The organism is Chlorobaculum sp. MV4-Y (assembly GCF_025244685.1).
In the GTDB taxonomy this organism is placed as follows: domain Bacteria; phylum Bacteroidota; class Chlorobiia; order Chlorobiales; family Chlorobiaceae; genus Chlorobaculum.
The window spans coordinates 1,206,353-1,220,595 of the sequence record NZ_CP104202.1; the positions used below are offsets into that span (position 1 = coordinate 1,206,353).

General features: G+C 55.4%; 16 protein-coding genes. 4 read left to right on the top strand and 12 right to left on the bottom strand.

The features are described 5' to 3' along the window. Positions 1–17 precede the first annotated feature (17 nt). The 7 genes from NY406_RS05820 to trpE form a co-directional block, all read right to left on the bottom strand. Positions 18–857, bottom strand: coding sequence for an IS3 family transposase (locus NY406_RS05820; RefSeq protein ID WP_260533150.1), 840 nt, complete (start codon positions 855–857; stop codon positions 18–20). A 23-nt stretch (positions 858–880) separates the two neighbouring features. Further along, positions 881–1,171 carry a transposase gene (locus NY406_RS05825; protein ID WP_260533189.1) on the bottom strand — a complete coding sequence of 97 codons (291 nt, stop codon included), beginning with the start codon at positions 1,169–1,171 and terminating at the stop codon, positions 881–883. Between the two features lie 452 nt (positions 1,172–1,623). Then, positions 1,624–2,376, bottom strand: coding sequence for a triose-phosphate isomerase (gene tpiA, locus NY406_RS05830; RefSeq protein ID WP_260533191.1), 753 nt, complete (start codon positions 2,374–2,376; stop codon positions 1,624–1,626). Position 2,377: 1 nt separating this feature from the next. Next, positions 2,378–2,602: a hypothetical protein gene (locus NY406_RS05835; RefSeq protein WP_260533193.1), complete on the bottom strand. Its 225-nt coding sequence runs from the start codon at positions 2,600–2,602 to the stop codon at positions 2,378–2,380. A 24-nt stretch (positions 2,603–2,626) separates the two neighbouring features. Beyond that, entirely contained in the window at positions 2,627–3,106 is a 480-nt protein-coding gene (gene greA, locus NY406_RS05840; RefSeq protein WP_260533194.1) for a transcription elongation factor GreA, read from the bottom strand. A 157-nt stretch (positions 3,107–3,263) separates the two neighbouring features. Further along, positions 3,264–4,571, bottom strand: coding sequence for a DegQ family serine endoprotease (locus NY406_RS05845; RefSeq protein WP_317618637.1), 1,308 nt, complete (start codon positions 4,569–4,571; stop codon positions 3,264–3,266). Between the two features lie 232 nt (positions 4,572–4,803). Next, positions 4,804–6,318, bottom strand: a complete 1,515-nt coding sequence (trpE, locus tag NY406_RS05850; RefSeq protein ID WP_260533195.1) for an anthranilate synthase component I — start codon at positions 6,316–6,318, stop codon at positions 4,804–4,806. A gap of 120 nt (positions 6,319–6,438) precedes the next feature. Between trpE and NY406_RS05855 the strand changes: the two genes are divergently transcribed. Continuing rightward, on the top strand, positions 6,439–6,897 hold the full coding sequence (locus NY406_RS05855; RefSeq protein ID WP_260533196.1) for a hypothetical protein: 459 nt from the start codon (positions 6,439–6,441) through the stop codon (positions 6,895–6,897). On the opposite strand, the gene lepB is transcribed toward NY406_RS05855, so the two are convergent. The 4 genes from lepB to def all read right to left on the bottom strand — a co-directional run bounded on the left by lepB (position 6,891) and on the right by def (position 11,297). Beyond that, on the bottom strand, positions 6,891–7,733 hold the full coding sequence (gene lepB, locus NY406_RS05860) for a signal peptidase I (protein ID WP_260533197.1): 843 nt from the start codon (positions 7,731–7,733) through the stop codon (positions 6,891–6,893). The two genes, NY406_RS05855 and lepB, sit on opposite strands and share 7 nt — an antisense overlap. 113 nt (positions 7,734–7,846) lie before the next feature. Beyond that, positions 7,847–9,664, bottom strand: coding sequence for a translation elongation factor 4 (lepA, locus tag NY406_RS05865; RefSeq protein ID WP_260533198.1), 1,818 nt, complete (start codon positions 9,662–9,664; stop codon positions 7,847–7,849). 121 nt (positions 9,665–9,785) lie between these two features. Further along, positions 9,786–10,724, bottom strand: coding sequence for a methionyl-tRNA formyltransferase (fmt, locus tag NY406_RS05870; RefSeq protein WP_260533199.1), 939 nt, complete (start codon positions 10,722–10,724; stop codon positions 9,786–9,788). A gap of 9 nt (positions 10,725–10,733) precedes the next feature. Next, positions 10,734–11,297, bottom strand: a complete 564-nt coding sequence (def, locus tag NY406_RS05875) for a peptide deformylase (RefSeq protein WP_260533200.1) — start codon at positions 11,295–11,297, stop codon at positions 10,734–10,736. A 335-nt stretch (positions 11,298–11,632) separates the two neighbouring features. Here def and NY406_RS05880 point away from each other — a divergent pair, with 335 nt between their 5' ends. From NY406_RS05880 to proB, 3 genes are read left to right on the top strand one after another with little or no spacing between them, the layout of a single operon-like run. After that, positions 11,633–12,067, top strand: coding sequence for a Fur family transcriptional regulator (locus NY406_RS05880; protein WP_411267102.1), 435 nt, complete (start codon positions 11,633–11,635; stop codon positions 12,065–12,067). Positions 12,068–12,080: 13 nt separating this feature from the next. Beyond that, the gene (locus NY406_RS05885; RefSeq protein ID WP_260533202.1) at positions 12,081–12,407 is read left to right on the top strand and encodes a DMT family transporter; all 327 of its coding nucleotides are present in this window, start codon (positions 12,081–12,083) and stop codon (positions 12,405–12,407) included. Positions 12,408–12,418: 11 nt separating this feature from the next. Further along, positions 12,419–13,504, top strand: a complete 1,086-nt coding sequence (proB, locus tag NY406_RS05890; protein WP_260533203.1) for a glutamate 5-kinase — start codon at positions 12,419–12,421, stop codon at positions 13,502–13,504. 21 nt (positions 13,505–13,525) lie between these two features. Here proB and NY406_RS05895 read toward each other — a convergent pair whose 3' ends face one another. Continuing rightward, the gene (locus NY406_RS05895; protein ID WP_260533204.1) at positions 13,526–14,089 is read right to left on the bottom strand and encodes an NADPH-dependent FMN reductase; all 564 of its coding nucleotides are present in this window, start codon (positions 14,087–14,089) and stop codon (positions 13,526–13,528) included. Between the last annotated feature and the right edge of the window lie 154 nt (positions 14,090–14,243).

Below are 14,243 nucleotides of genomic sequence, written 5' to 3' on the forward strand. Positions count from 1 at the left end.
AGAGAAAATAAGTTTGTTCATGCGGCTTTCGGAATCAGTCGTTTATTGGCAGAATAGACTTTTGCCGGAACCTGACCATCAAGCGCTTTGTGGCGACGAACCGTGTTGTAGTCGTTGAACCAATGCTTCAGGCCTTTGTAGAGTTCGAGACCATCGGCTGGTGGGTTCAGGTAAATGTACTCATACTTGACGCTCCGCCATAACCGTTCGATGAAGACGTTGTCAATTGCTCGGCCTTTGCCATCCATGGAGAGTGCAGACTTGGACTCTGTGATGACGGCTTCGGCAAAGACCTCGCTGGTGAACTGGCTGCCCTGATCGGTGTTGAGAATCTTGGGTGCCCCGTGCAACCGCACGGCTTCAAGCAAGACCTCGGCACACCATTTGGCATCCATGGTATTCGACACCGACCAGTTCAGCACATAGCGGCTTTTCAGGTCGATGATGGCCATCAGGTACATGAATCCATGGGCCATCGGCACATAGGTGATATCAGTTGCCCAAACATGGTCGCTGTGCTTGATCGCAAGTCCCCGGAGCAGATACGGATAGACCTTATGGCCCGGCGCCGGTTTCGAGGTGTTCGGCTTGGGGCCGATGGCTTCCAGACCCATAAGGCGATAGAGCCGCCGTACCCGTTTGAGGTTGATCTTGTAGCCTTTGTCCATACTCAGCCATTGCCACATACGGTAAACGCCGTAGTATGGCCTCAGCAGGTACTGCTCATCAATCAGCCGCATGAGCTCACGATTCAGCTTCGAGGTCTTTATCGGCTGATAATACAGGCCTGATCGGTGGATCGAAAGCAGGTCGCACTGGCGTTGCATGCTGATACCGCTATGTTCTTTCTCAACCATGGAGCGTCGTTCCGAGAGCGATTTTACGACTGCAATTTTTTTTTGAGCCAGTCGACCTCAACCTTCAATTGGCCGATGGTTTTGTAGAGTTCTTCGCTCTCCTGCTGATAATCCTGCTCGGTTTTCCTAGCCTTTTCACCTTTCGAAAAGACATCGGAGGCCTTGTCGAGGAACTCCCGTTTCCATTGAGTGATCTGGTTCGGATGAAGCTCATGCTTCTGGGCGAGTTCTGCCATGGGAAGCCGTTCACTGAGGGCTTCCAGGACGACCTTTGTTTTGAATTCAGGCGTAAACTTGCGGCGTGTTTGTTTCATAGTGACTGCTGGGTTTTTGTTGATCCAATTTAACCAGCCGTCCTATTTTTGGGGAGTATCTCAATACGGATCAGCATAACACTCATCTGTTCAAACGCGACCGACCAATCAGCGTTTGTTCTCAAAAAAGGAGTTTACCGCAAATCCACCGACAAAACCAACCCCCATCACTACCCCACCCTCACCGGCATCACCAACCAAAACCCCCGTAAATCAATCACCGCTTTCGGCACCGTGAACAAGCTCTGCGAGGCGCGGAAGGTGATTTTGTCGGGGCATCGCCAGCAGCAGCCTCGTTCTTAGCGTAACGCATCGTCACCGTCGGCAAGGGATCGTGGAGGTTCGAGATCAACAGCGAACTCTACGCAGGCCTGAATCAGCCCCCATAAAAGCAAAAAGGCTGCCCAATCACTGAGCAGCCTTTAAAAGCTGAAATATAAAGCCGTTGCTTTTTACCCTGCCGCCTCGACAATCGCCATGAAGTCGTCGGCATTGAGGCTCGCGCCGCCGATGAGGCCGCCGTCGATGTCGGGCATGGCGAACAGTTCCGCAGCGTTGGAGGGTTTGACGCTGCCGCCGTACTGGATTCTGAGATGATCCGCCGCTTGCTGGCCGTAGAGTTCGGCGACTTTCGCTCTGATCATCGCGTGCACATCCTGAGCTTGCTCTTTGGTGGCGGTTTTGCCGGTGCCGATAGCCCATACCGGTTCGTAGGCGATCACCAGACTGGTGATGTCTGTCACATCGGCCAACCCCTCGACCACCTGCGTGGTAACGATGTCGGCGGTCACGCCGCACTCACGTTCGTCGAGCGTTTCTCCGACGCACATGATGACCGACAGTCCTTCGGCAAGCGCTTTCTGAACCTTGCGGTTGACGATCTGGCTGGTTTCGCAGAAATACTGGCGGCGTTCGGAGTGGCCGAGAATGACGTAGCTGCATCCGGCGGCAGCAAGCATCCGCGTGGAGACCTCACCGGTGAATGCACCCTCGTTCTCGTAATGGCAGTTCTGGGCACAGAGTCTAATGCCGCTCCATTCGATCACCTTTCCGACCTCGTGCAATGCCGGAAATGTGGGGGCAATGCCAACCTCGCACGTCACGCCGTCGCCGCCGACCTTTTCGGCAATCGCGGTTGCCAGCTCGACAGATTCGGCGATGGTGTTGTTCATCTTCCAGTTGCCGACCACAATTTTTCTGCGCATATCAGTAATCGGTTACGACTTCGCGGTAGATTTTATCGATATCGGCCACCTTGAAGGTGTGCTTCCAGAAGCGGGAGTCCTTGAGTTCGATCTTGTCCTGATCGATGGCCGTGACGTAGCCGTGCCACACCCGCTGCTCTTTGGTGATAAGATTGATTTCCTTGTCGAGCAGCTCACGGGCTCCACCGATCTGGCTGGCGGTATAAATTATCTGACGTTTTCCCATAAATATGGTGTTTGAATTGGCTCGCTATTTAACAAAAATATCGAGGATTTCATAATGCAGCTCACCTTTCGGCACGCTGATGGTAACCTTGTCGCCGACCGACTTGCCAATCAGCGACCGACCGACGGGAGAACGCACGGATATTTTGCCAAGATCGGAATCGGCCTCCTCGGACGAAACAAGGGTGTATTCGATAACTTCGTTCTCGGCATCCAGGTTACGTAGCTTTACCGATGTGAGAATATAAACCCGATCAGTCTTGATCTGCTTGGGATCGAGGATAGTAGCCGATGCCAGTTTATTTTCGATTTCACCGATCTTCGCTTCGAGTTGCGACTGCTCTTCTCGGGCAGCGTCATACTCGGCGTTTTCACTCAGGTCTCCATGCGAGCGAGCTTCAGCAATCTTTTCAAGTACCTCTTTGCGGGTCTCGGTCGTCAACAGGTGAAGTTCCTCCTTGAGCCGGTTATACCCATCCCGTGTCAGATAAATTCGATCACTCATGTCAGTTCATGGTTTTGGTTGGCGATGCTGAAAAGCGAATGATCACCAGACGTTACAGCAGCGATGGTTTGGCAAACAAAAAAGTAAAGTCAGCAGCCTGGCTGACTTTACTTCGTTTAAAAGAATTTAGAAAACTTTATTCTGCGGGCAAAGAGCATTACAGATTAAACGCAAAATACATCCGGCTCCATCCGCGCTCGACCAGCAGGAAGAGCAGATCGCCCTTTTTCTTGTTTTTAACGATTGCATTAAATGCCGCAACCGAGTCCACCGGCTTTTTATCGACGGATATGATCACGTCGCCCGGACGGAGGCCAACCGAGAAGGCTTTGCTCGATTTTCTGATCGATGTCACAACAATCCGGTGTAAGTTGGCTTTCATATTCAGCCTTCCTGCTATTTCAGCATTCAGCGGAGAGACCGAGAAACCAAGAAGCTCGCTCGCGGCCACGCCCCCCTCTGCCGAGGTTACCGCGCTTTCCGGCTGCGATTCGAGACGCACATTTACGGTAAACACAGCGCCGTCACGGTTGATCTTGACAACGGCATCGCTGCCAGGGGCCTGACTGGCAATCTGACTGCGCAATTCTGCCGCGCTGCTCACCTGGCGCCCGTTGAATTCGAGGATGACATCCCCGGTCTTCAGACCCGACTTAGCCGCCGGGCTACCCTGAAATACCGTGCCGACCAGTGCCCCTTGCACCGTGCTCAGGTGCAGTCCTTTGGCAATATTCTCATCGACGTCCTGGATGGAAATTCCCAGATAGCCGCGATCCACCTTGCCGTTTTTAACCAGCGAGGTATAGACCCGGTACGCCATGTTCGACGGCACGGCAAAGCCGATACCGTCAAACCCGCCGGTGCGGCTGGCTATCGCCGTATTGATGCCCACCAGTTCACCCCCGATATTCACCAATGGACCGCCCGAGTTTCCTGGATTGATGGCTGCATCCGTCTGGATAAAGTCCTCGTAATCGGCCACCCCGACATTAACCCGGCCCTTTGCACTGACAATGCCTTGGGTCACCGTCCGGGCGAGACTCTTGCCAAGCGGACTGCCAATAGCGATCACCCACTCGCCGACACGCAGCCTGTCACTGTTGCCTATAGCGATCGGTTTAAGACCTGAAGCGGAAATCTTCAGCACGGCCAGGTCAGTACGGGGATCCTTGCCGACGATCTTCGCCGTAAATTTCCGGTTATCAGAGGTCATCACCGAAATGGAGCCCGCTTGGTCGATCACATGGTTGTTGGTCAGAATATAGCCATCCTGGCTGACGATCACACCCGATCCCAGTCCATGGATCACCTCCTTGCGAACATTCGGTTCTTCAGGTAAAGGGAAGTTGAACATCTCTCCAAACGATTTGCCGAAAAAATCGAAGGGGGTCATAATCTGGCGATCAACTTCGGTTTCAGTATAAATCGTCACCACCGATGGGGTAGCTGACTCGGCAATCTCCACAAAAGCATCATTGAAATCGTTGAGCGTCCGTATCGGATGGTTGCGAAGGGTTTCAGCCGCAATACTCGAGTTGGGGTGACTGGAAACCGTAAAACCGTTACCCCGCCTCCGTTAAACGAAAATCGAGATTGGAAAAAGCGAGCGCCCCGGCGGTGATTCCCACAGATACCAGCGCTGCCGATTTAAGCATAGTCAGTTTCTTTTTCATAGCTGTCTTCGGTTTAAAAGTTTATCAGACAAAAGTCTCAATACTTTCAAGAGCCGTCAGGCCTGCTCTCATCTTGTTCATGGTCTCTTCGTACTCAAATTCCGGCGTCGAATCGGCCACAATGCCGCCCGCCGCCTGGAAGTAGATAACGCCGTCGCGGATCACCATCGTGCGAATGGCGATAGCGGTGTTGAGCTGCCCCCGGAAATCGAGGTAGCCCACCGCGCCGCCGTAAAGGCCGCGCTTCTCTTTCTCCAGTTCGTAGATGATCTCCATGGAACGGACCTTCGGCGCGCCGGTCAGCGTTCCCGCCGGGAAGCATGACCAGAAGGCGTCCATTGCCGTCAGACCGTCCTGCAATTCACCCCGGACGTTGCTGACGATATGCATAACGTGCGAGTACTTCTCGATCACCATCATCTCGTTGGTCTCGACCGTGCCGATTTTGGCGATGCGCCCGATGTCGTTGCGGCTCAGGTCGATGAGCATCAGATGCTCGGCCCGCTCCTTTTCATCGGAGATCAGCTCGCGGGCGTTGCGCTCGTCTTCCTCGAAGCTCTCGCCTCGCCGCCGCGTTCCGGCAATGGGGCGGGTATCGACCATGCGGCGCCCGGTGTGGTCGCGCTCCACCTTGACCAGCAGTTCGGGCGATGAGCCGACGACGTAAAAATCCTCGAAGTCAAAGAAATAGAGGTAAGGCGAAGGGTTGATCGTCCGGAGCGCGCGATAGACATCGAACGGACGGGTGTGCAGCTTGCGCTTCAGGCGCTGCGAAATCTGCACCTGGAAAATGTCACCGCTTAGAATGTACTCCTTGGCCTTGAGCACCTTGGCGTAATACTCGTCGCGCGTGGTGTTCGATATAACCGGCTCCGGTTTCTCGGGCTGGAACGGCACGAGAGCAGGCACAAGCGGCTTCTGCAACAGTGCGACAAGCTCGTCGATTTTGCGGTCGGCGCGCGCGCGGTCGGAGTCATCGAGATAGTTGGCCACGAGAAAGAGCTTGCGCATCACGTTATCAAAGATGACAAGCGTGTCGCAGAAAAGCAAACAAAGGTCTGGCATCCCCGCCGGGTCTGGCTGCTCGGCAGCGGGAATCTTTTCGATGAGGTGCATGGTGTCATAACCGAAGTAACCGAACACACCGGAGGTGCTCATCTGTTGCGAACCGCTCTTGCAGCGCGGCAGCTTTTCGGAAGAGAACATCGCCATGCAGCGATCTACGACGGCGCGAAGGTCGCGCTCCTGTTCCACAATGGCAGACAACCGGCGGAAACGCTCGTCACGAACATCGAGCGTAATCTCTCCGCCAACCGTCCCCTTGAGTACGGCTACCGGATCAACGGTGATATAGGAATAACGAGCCATGCGCTCCTCCCCTTCGACCGATTCGAGCAGGCAGGAGTAAGGGCGCTGGAGTTTGAGGTACACCGACACCGGGGTTTCCGTATCAGCCTGAAAGGTTCTGACCAGAGGGGCCAGAATAAAGAATGGCTCCTCTGCCGGCTCGGCCGTATGGTCCGAAAAAGATCTGATCATGAATTAGTGGATGCTACGATAAGGTAAAAAATTCATAGTATGACATCTTCGCTGTTTCTATATTGTTACACTTATAAACACAGCATAATACTCAGGCTGCTAACAACCATATCAAAAGCGATGATCGTCAGGCAGGTGTCTCCCATCGGTAATCAGCGAGCTGTCGCCATGAACATGGCAAGCGGATCCGGCCGGAAGTGGCTCACCGCACTTATACTCTCTCCGGGAATGATTTTCGCCTCGGCTTATCTCTTGGTTTGGGTGTCGATGAATCTCTGGCTCAATCACAACTTCAAACACCACCTCAAGCAAATCTTCGCCGCTGAAACCGGCCAGCAATACCGGATCGACATCGGCTCGCTCAGGTCAGAAGCCGACCTGAATTCACTGACGCTCAAACAGCTGGAGCTGACCTCGGTCGGAGGCACTGAAAACCAAAGAGCAAGCCGACCAGCATTTCAAATTGAAGAACTTCGTATCGAATGCGCCGACATCAGCTTCGTCCCGTTCAACACGGCAGACGAACTGCTCACCCTGCGCAAGGTCTGTCGAGCCATCCTGCTGAACAGCGTTCAGTGAACAGCCAACCCGATGCGATTCCAGCGAATAGAGGCAATCTTTTCAACCGGATCGAAAAGCAGCGGCAGATCGGGATCCCATGACCAGTACACCATCATGGCCTGTCCCACTATGTCGCTCTCAGGAAGAAAACCCCAGTAACGGCTGTCAAGGCTGTTGTCGCGGTTATCACCCATAGCGAAATAGTAGTTACGGGCGACGGTATAGCGATTTGCCGCCTGGCCATCGATGAACACCTGATCGCCGACCAGGCTGACCGTATGCCCCTCGTAGGCAATCAGATCCCGATACAACGGAAGGGTCCCTGGCGTAAGCGTGATTTCGTCGCCACTACGCGGAATGCGGAGAGGCCCGTAATTGTCCTTGTTATAATCGGACATACTCGGGAAAATCTGGAACTCAGGCACGCCTGCCGGCATTTTTATGCCAATGAACTGGGCGTGAGGCGGCAACTGCATCCCTTTGCCGTTGATGTAAACCTGCTGGTTCCGGATTTCAAGATTGTCTCCCGGCAGAGCAATGCAGCGCTTGATGTAGTTCAGGCTCCTGTCGCGAGGAAACTTGAAGACGATGATATCACCTCGTCTGACATCATGAACTTTGGGCAGAGAGATATCAGTAAAAGGCACCTTGGCACCATAGACAAACTTGTTGACAAAAAGGAAATCGCCGGCAAGCAGCGTTTTTTCCATCGAACCCGTCGGGATTCTGTATGACTCGATAACAAACATCCTGAGAATTGTCGCCACCAGGGCGGCAATGACAAGAGCCTCGAACCATTCACGCGATTGGGCCTTACCGTTTTTTTCTTTGGAGGTCGTGTTCTGTTTTTTCACACTTCAACTTTTTTTACAGGCATTACCGGAATGCTCAACCGTACACACGACTTTTTGGACGTCAAGCGGTTTAAGTTCCAGCGCAACCGTGCTGATTTTCTGACCTGTCACTGTTATTCATCGATGTTCAGAACGGCAAGGAAGGCTTCCTGCGGCACCTCGACCCGGCCGACCTGCTTCATGCGCTTCTTGCCCTCTTTCTGCTTTTCGAGCAGCTTGCGCTTACGGCTGATATCGCCGCCGTAGCACTTGGCGAGCACGTTCTTGCGCATGGCTGAAATGCTCTCGCGGGCGATCACCCGGCTGCCGATGGCCGCCTGAATCGCCACCTCGTACATCTGGCGGGGAATGATGCCCTTGAGCTTCTGGCAGAGCTTGCGCCCCCACTCGTAGGACTTCGAGCGGTGCACGATCGACGACAGGGCATCGACCGGCTCGCCATTGAGCAGCACGTCGAGCTTGACCAGATCGGAACGGCGGTAGCCGATGTACTCGTAATCCATCGAGGCGTAGCCTTTGGAGATCGACTTGAGCTTGTCGTGGAAATCGAACACCACCTCGCCGAGCGGGAACTCAAAATGAATATTCACCCTCGACGTGTCGAGATAGTCGGTGTTCTTGTACTCGCCGCGACGCTCCATGCCAAGCTTCATGATGTTGCCGATGTACTCCGACATGGTGATGATCTGCATCGACACGTACGGCTCCTCGACCCAGTTAATCTTGGTCGTCTCCGGCATCTTCGAAGGGTTATCCACCTCGACAGTCTCACCGCTGGTCATGATCACGCGGTACTCGACGTTGGGCACCGTGGTAATGATGTTGACGCCGTACTCGCGCTCCAGCCTCTCCTGGATGATCTCCATGTGCAACAGACCGAGGAAGCCGCAGCGGAAGCCGAAGCCGAGCGCCGCCGAGGTCTCGGGCGTGTAGACCAGTGAGGCGTCGTTGAGCGAGAGCTTTTCAAGCGACTCGCGCAGATCCTCGAACTCATTCGATTCGACAGGATAGAGGCCGCTGAACACCATCGGTTTCACATCCTTATAGCCGGCAAGCCGCTTCGAAGCGGGATTGTCGAGCAGCGTCACGGTGTCACCAACCTTGGCATCCTTGACATCCTTGATCGAACAGATCAGGTAACCCACGTTGCCTGCTTCGAGGGTATCGGCCGGATTGCGCTTCAGGCTCATGGTGCCGATTTCGTCAGCAAGAAAAATCTTGTCGTTGGCGAAAAAGCGCACCCGGTCTCCTTTCTTCAGCACGCCGTCCACGATTCTGATATAGGCAATCGCACCACGATAAGCGTCGAATACCGAGTCGAAAATGAGTGCACGGAGCGGCATCTGGCGGTTATCCGCCGGTGCGGGCACACGCGCCACGATCGCCTCCATCAGTTCGTCCACACCGATGCCGGCCTTGGCCGACACCTGAAGGATTTCGTCACGGTTGACGCCGATCAGGTCTATAATCTGTCGCGCTACACCCTCGACATCCGAAGAGGGCAGGTCGATTTTGTTGATCACCGGAATGATTTCGAGACCTGCCTCAATGGCAAGGTAGAGGTTGGCGATGGTCTGCGCCTCGACGCCCTGCGTGGCATCGACGACGAGCAGCGCGCCTTCGCACGCGGCCAGCGAGCGCGAAACCTCGTAGCTGAAATCGACGTGACCAGGCGTGTCGATAAGGTTGAGAATATAGTCCTGCCCATCCTTCGCCTTGTAGCGCATCTGCACCGCGTGGCTCTTGATGGTGATACCGCGCTCGCGTTCGAGATCCATGTCGTCGAGCACCTGGGCGGTGGACATCTGGTTGCGTTCAAGGGTATGGGTCACTTCGAGAAGCCGGTCGGCAAGGGTCGATTTGCCGTGGTCGATATGGGCGATAATGCAGAAATTTCTGATCATGCCGACTTCTGTTCCTGTCGAAGGCATAAGTATCTGTTCTAACGAGTAATAATAGTTACAATACCGCTTCGCCGCAACGGCGGCGGGCGTAGTAATAATAAAGCCAGTGAATATAAAAAGAAAATCGTGACGTACCGCCCGGCAGCGTTCATAAAAAGCGAAGCCTCTCCTCTCCGGCGCGAAGTCCGCGAGCGAACGATTCACCATCCATCGCCTTTTTGCCCTCGGCCTGCACGCTGAGCAGTTCGAGCCAGCCGTCGGTCCCGGCCACGAGCAGCCGCCCGTCCGCGATGCGTAGCGTCCCCGGTTCATCCGGCGCGGCTTCAATGGCACAGGGCTTCGCCTTGTAGATTTTCAGGCTTTTTTCGCCGAAAGTCGTCCATGCGGTAGGTTTCAGCGCAAGACCGCGAATGAAGTCGTGCAGGCGTTGCACCGGCTGGTTCCAGTCGATACGGGTGTTCTCGCGGGTCAGCTTCGGCGCTTTCGTGGCGAGCCGCTCATCCTGTTTCTGCGGAGTCACCGCACCATCGGCGATCATCTTCAGCGTGCGTTCGACGGTGCCCGCACCGATCTCCGAAAGGCGATTGAGCAACTCGAAAGCGTTCTCGTCGCGGCCAATCGACGTACGATCCATCGTGATGATGTTGCCGGTATCAACCGACTTCTGAAGGAAAAAAGTGGTCACGCCAGTCTCAGCATCGCCATTGATGATCGACCAGTTGACCGGCGCGGCTCCGCGATAGGCGGGAAGCAGCGAGCCGTGCAGGTTGAAGGTCCCCAGTGCAGACAGCTCGAACACCTCGGGAGGCAGGATGCGGAAAGCGGCAACCACGATCACGTCGGGACGGGCCGCGGCGATTCGCACGGCAAAGTCGTGGCTTCGAACATCGTCAGCTTCGAGCACCGGCAAGCCCAGTTCGAGCGCCGCCTGTTTGACCGGCGTCGGCTCAGGTGGTGAGTTTTTGCTGCGGCGCGGCTTGTCGCAGCCGGTGACGACCAGCACCGTCTCGAAGCGTGGCGTCATGGCCGCGATACGGCGCAGCGAAGGAACGGCGAACTCCGGAGTTCCCATAAAAACAACTCTCAACCCCACCGGTCAGGCCTCCGCTTCAACGCGTTTGGCATCACGGGCCAGCGGATAGTCGGCCTTCACCCGTCCTTCAGCAATAGCATCAAGCTCTTTCTGAATTTTGCGACGATCGCGCTTGTCCATGCGGTCAACGAAGAGCGTGCCATCGAGATGGTCGATCTCGTGCTGAAGCACACGGGCCATCATGCTGTGAAAATCGGCGGTATGCTCCTCGAACTTCTCGTCGCGATAGTGCAGGGTGATCGACGACGGGCGGACGACGTCACCTGCGACACCAGGCACGCTGAGGCACCCCTCCTCCATCATGTTGCGCCCACGAACCGAAACGATGCGCGGATTGATCACCACCATCGGTTTGAAATCGGCATACTCCTTTATTGTGGAAATATCCACCACTACCAGGCGTAGCGAGTGGCCCACCTGCGGTGCAGCAAGACCGATGCCTGGCGCTTTGTACATGGTGTCGAACATCTCGGCAATCAGCTCCTCAATTGCTGAATCGACCCCTTTCAGAGGTTTGGCTTTCATGGCGAGTACCGGGTCGCTGTATGTATTAATCGGTAAAATCATGCTCTCTCTTCTGAATTGCGCCGGCACGCGGAAGCACCGGCTTTGCTGAAACGGTAAAGGACAAAAGCACTCCGTTATTGAAAAAACCCCTCGGAAGTTGCTAATAGTTGCCCCGCCAGCAGGCCCATAAAAACTGGAATGTACGATTTTCACCCTTTTTCCACAGGCATTACCTGAACCCGATGCACGCAGTACCGACAAGTAATTCAGCGAAAAACGGTACATTTCAGCAATGAAAAAAGCAATCATCCGGCTAACGCAAGAGCAACAGAGATCAGGTGAGCAAAAAAAGCAGCGACACAACGGCAAAGGTCGAAAACCTCTTCAAGTCTTTCATGAAGGATGAGGGGCTTCGATGTACCCAGGAGCGACTCAGCGTACTCAGGGAGATTTATCGCACAAACACCCATCTCGATGCCGACGAACTTTTTGTCCGGCTGCGCGAAAAGGGTGTTGCCATTTCACGGGCCACGGTCTATCACACCCTCGACCTGCTCTTCAGATTCAACCTCGTCACCAAGATCGATCTCGGCCACAAGCACACCCACTACGAAAAATCCTGGGGCGTGGCCAACCATCTGCACATCATCTGCCTGAAGTGCGGCCATGTGTCGGAAGCAACGAGCAGCGAACTGCCCGGCATGATGGAAAAACTCTGCGGAGAGCACGGCTATTCGCTCGGCAGCTTCAGCTTGCAGCTGTTCGGGGAGTGCCTCGACAAAGAGGCCTGCGCCGGGCGGATCAAAAACAAGCACAAACAGAAAGCCTGAAACAACGAAAATCATGCCCTGGCTCTACCTGATCCTCGCTATCGTCGCCGAAGTCTCCGGCACCACCAGCATGAAGCTCTCGGCGGGCTTCACCAAGCCGGTACCATCGGTTTTGATTTTCGTTTTTTACGGCCTGAGTCTTACTTTCCTCACACTGGCGCTCAGGACTTTGCCTGTCGGTATGTCCTACGCCGTCTGGTCGGCGCTCGGCACGGCGCTCATCACGGCAATCGGCGTGCTCTGGTTCGGAGAAGGAATAAACGCGCTCAAGGTGATCTCCCTGATCCTGATCATCGCGGGCATCGCCGGATTGCATTTCAGTCAGGAACACATGAAGTAAGGCGAACAGGCATGAGTCACCAACATCCGGTTTACAAACGAATCGTCGTCAAGGTTGGCACCAACGTCATCACGGGGCGCGATGGCAAGCTCGATCCGGCGATTCTCGACAGCCTGACCTCGCAGATCGCCTCGCTCATGCAGGGCGGCGTCGAAGTCATTCTCGTCACCTCCGGCGCGGTCGGCGCGGGGCGCGGCATCGTGTCGCTCAGCGGCAATCTGACGCCGGTCGAAACGCGGCAGGTGCTGGCCGCCACCGGGCAGATCCGGCTCATCAACGCCTACAACGACCGTTTCGAAAAACACGGCATGACCGGCGCACAGTTGCTCGTTACGAAGGGCGATTTCCGCGACCGCCAGCACTACCTCAACATGCGCACCTGCTTCGAAGCACTGCTTCAGCAGAAGATCGTGCCGATCGTCAACGAGAACGACGCCGTAGCGGTCACCGAGCTGATGTTCACCGACAACGACGAACTTTCCGGCCTCATCGCCTCGATGTTGCGGGTTGATGCGCACATCATCCTCTCCAACGTGGACGGCCTGTTCGATACGCAAACTGAGGGCAACCCGGTGATCGAAGAGATCGATCCCGACTCGAAGAACTTCAGCCAGTACATCCGCCCCGGAAAATCGGAGTTCGGGCGCGGCGGAATGCTCACCAAGTGCACCATTGCGCACAAACTCTCGCGCCTCGGCATCACCGTACACATCGCCAACGGCACCACCCCGGGCATCTTGCAGAAGATCGCGAAGGGCGAAAAAACCGGCACGAAGTTCATCGCCCAGAAGCCCAAGCAGAGCCGCAAGCGCTGGATCGCGCTCAGCGAAGGACTCGAAAAGGGAGCAGTCATCATCAACCAGGGCGCCATCGACGCCCTCACCTCCGGCGAAAGGGCCACGAGCCTCCTGCCCATCGGCATCACCGACGTCGAAGGAAGCTTTCTGCGCGGCGATGTCATCCGCATCTGCTCCGGAGATGGCAAGGTCATCGGCTACGGCATGGCCTCCTGCACCGCCGAAAAAGCCCGCTCAGCGATGGGACAGAAAGGCCACAAGCCGGTCATCCACTACGATCATCTGTATCTGGTGCCGTAACGCCCACTGTCTTTTCGCCAGTCATTCAGAAACTCGCCGGGCGTGCAGCCTTACCCACGCGGCAAAGCGGTTCATCCAGTTTTGCAGGAAGTCGCGGCTTTTCAGGCCGATGCATCCCGCTTCGTCGAACAATCCATCATAATAGCCGATGAAGGCTTCTGGCTGGGCCATTGTGGGAACATCGAGCACGGCGAGAATATTGCGCAGATGCTGCTGGGCCATCGCCGTGCCGCAAGCGCTTGGCGACACGCCGATCATGCCGGCCGGTTTGCCCTCCCAGGCGTTGTGGCCGCTGGGGCGCGAGCCGTGGTCAATGGCGTTCTTGAGGAGACCGGGAATCGAGCGGTTGTATTCGGGTGTGACGATCATAAGGCCGTCAGCCTCGGCGATCTCACGCCGCAGGCGCTGCATCGCTTCGGTCGGATGCTCCTCATCATCCTGATTGTAGAGTGGAAGGTCATCGATCTTCAGGTGGTAAAACGTAAAGTCGGCGGGCGCGAGCCGGATGAGCGCGTCGGCAAGCCTGCGGTTCAGTGATTCACGCCTGATGCTGCCGACAAACACGGCGATACGGTAAGTGTTCATGGCGGAAATGGAGTAGAGTTCATCGAAATCATCTGCCCGAACATCTTGCCACCATATTTGGTTTCCCGCGTCCTGTTGCACGCATACCGGCTCCCCGACCATTTTGAAGCTGCAGTGAGAATGCGTATTATATTTTCAATATTACTCAAAGAGT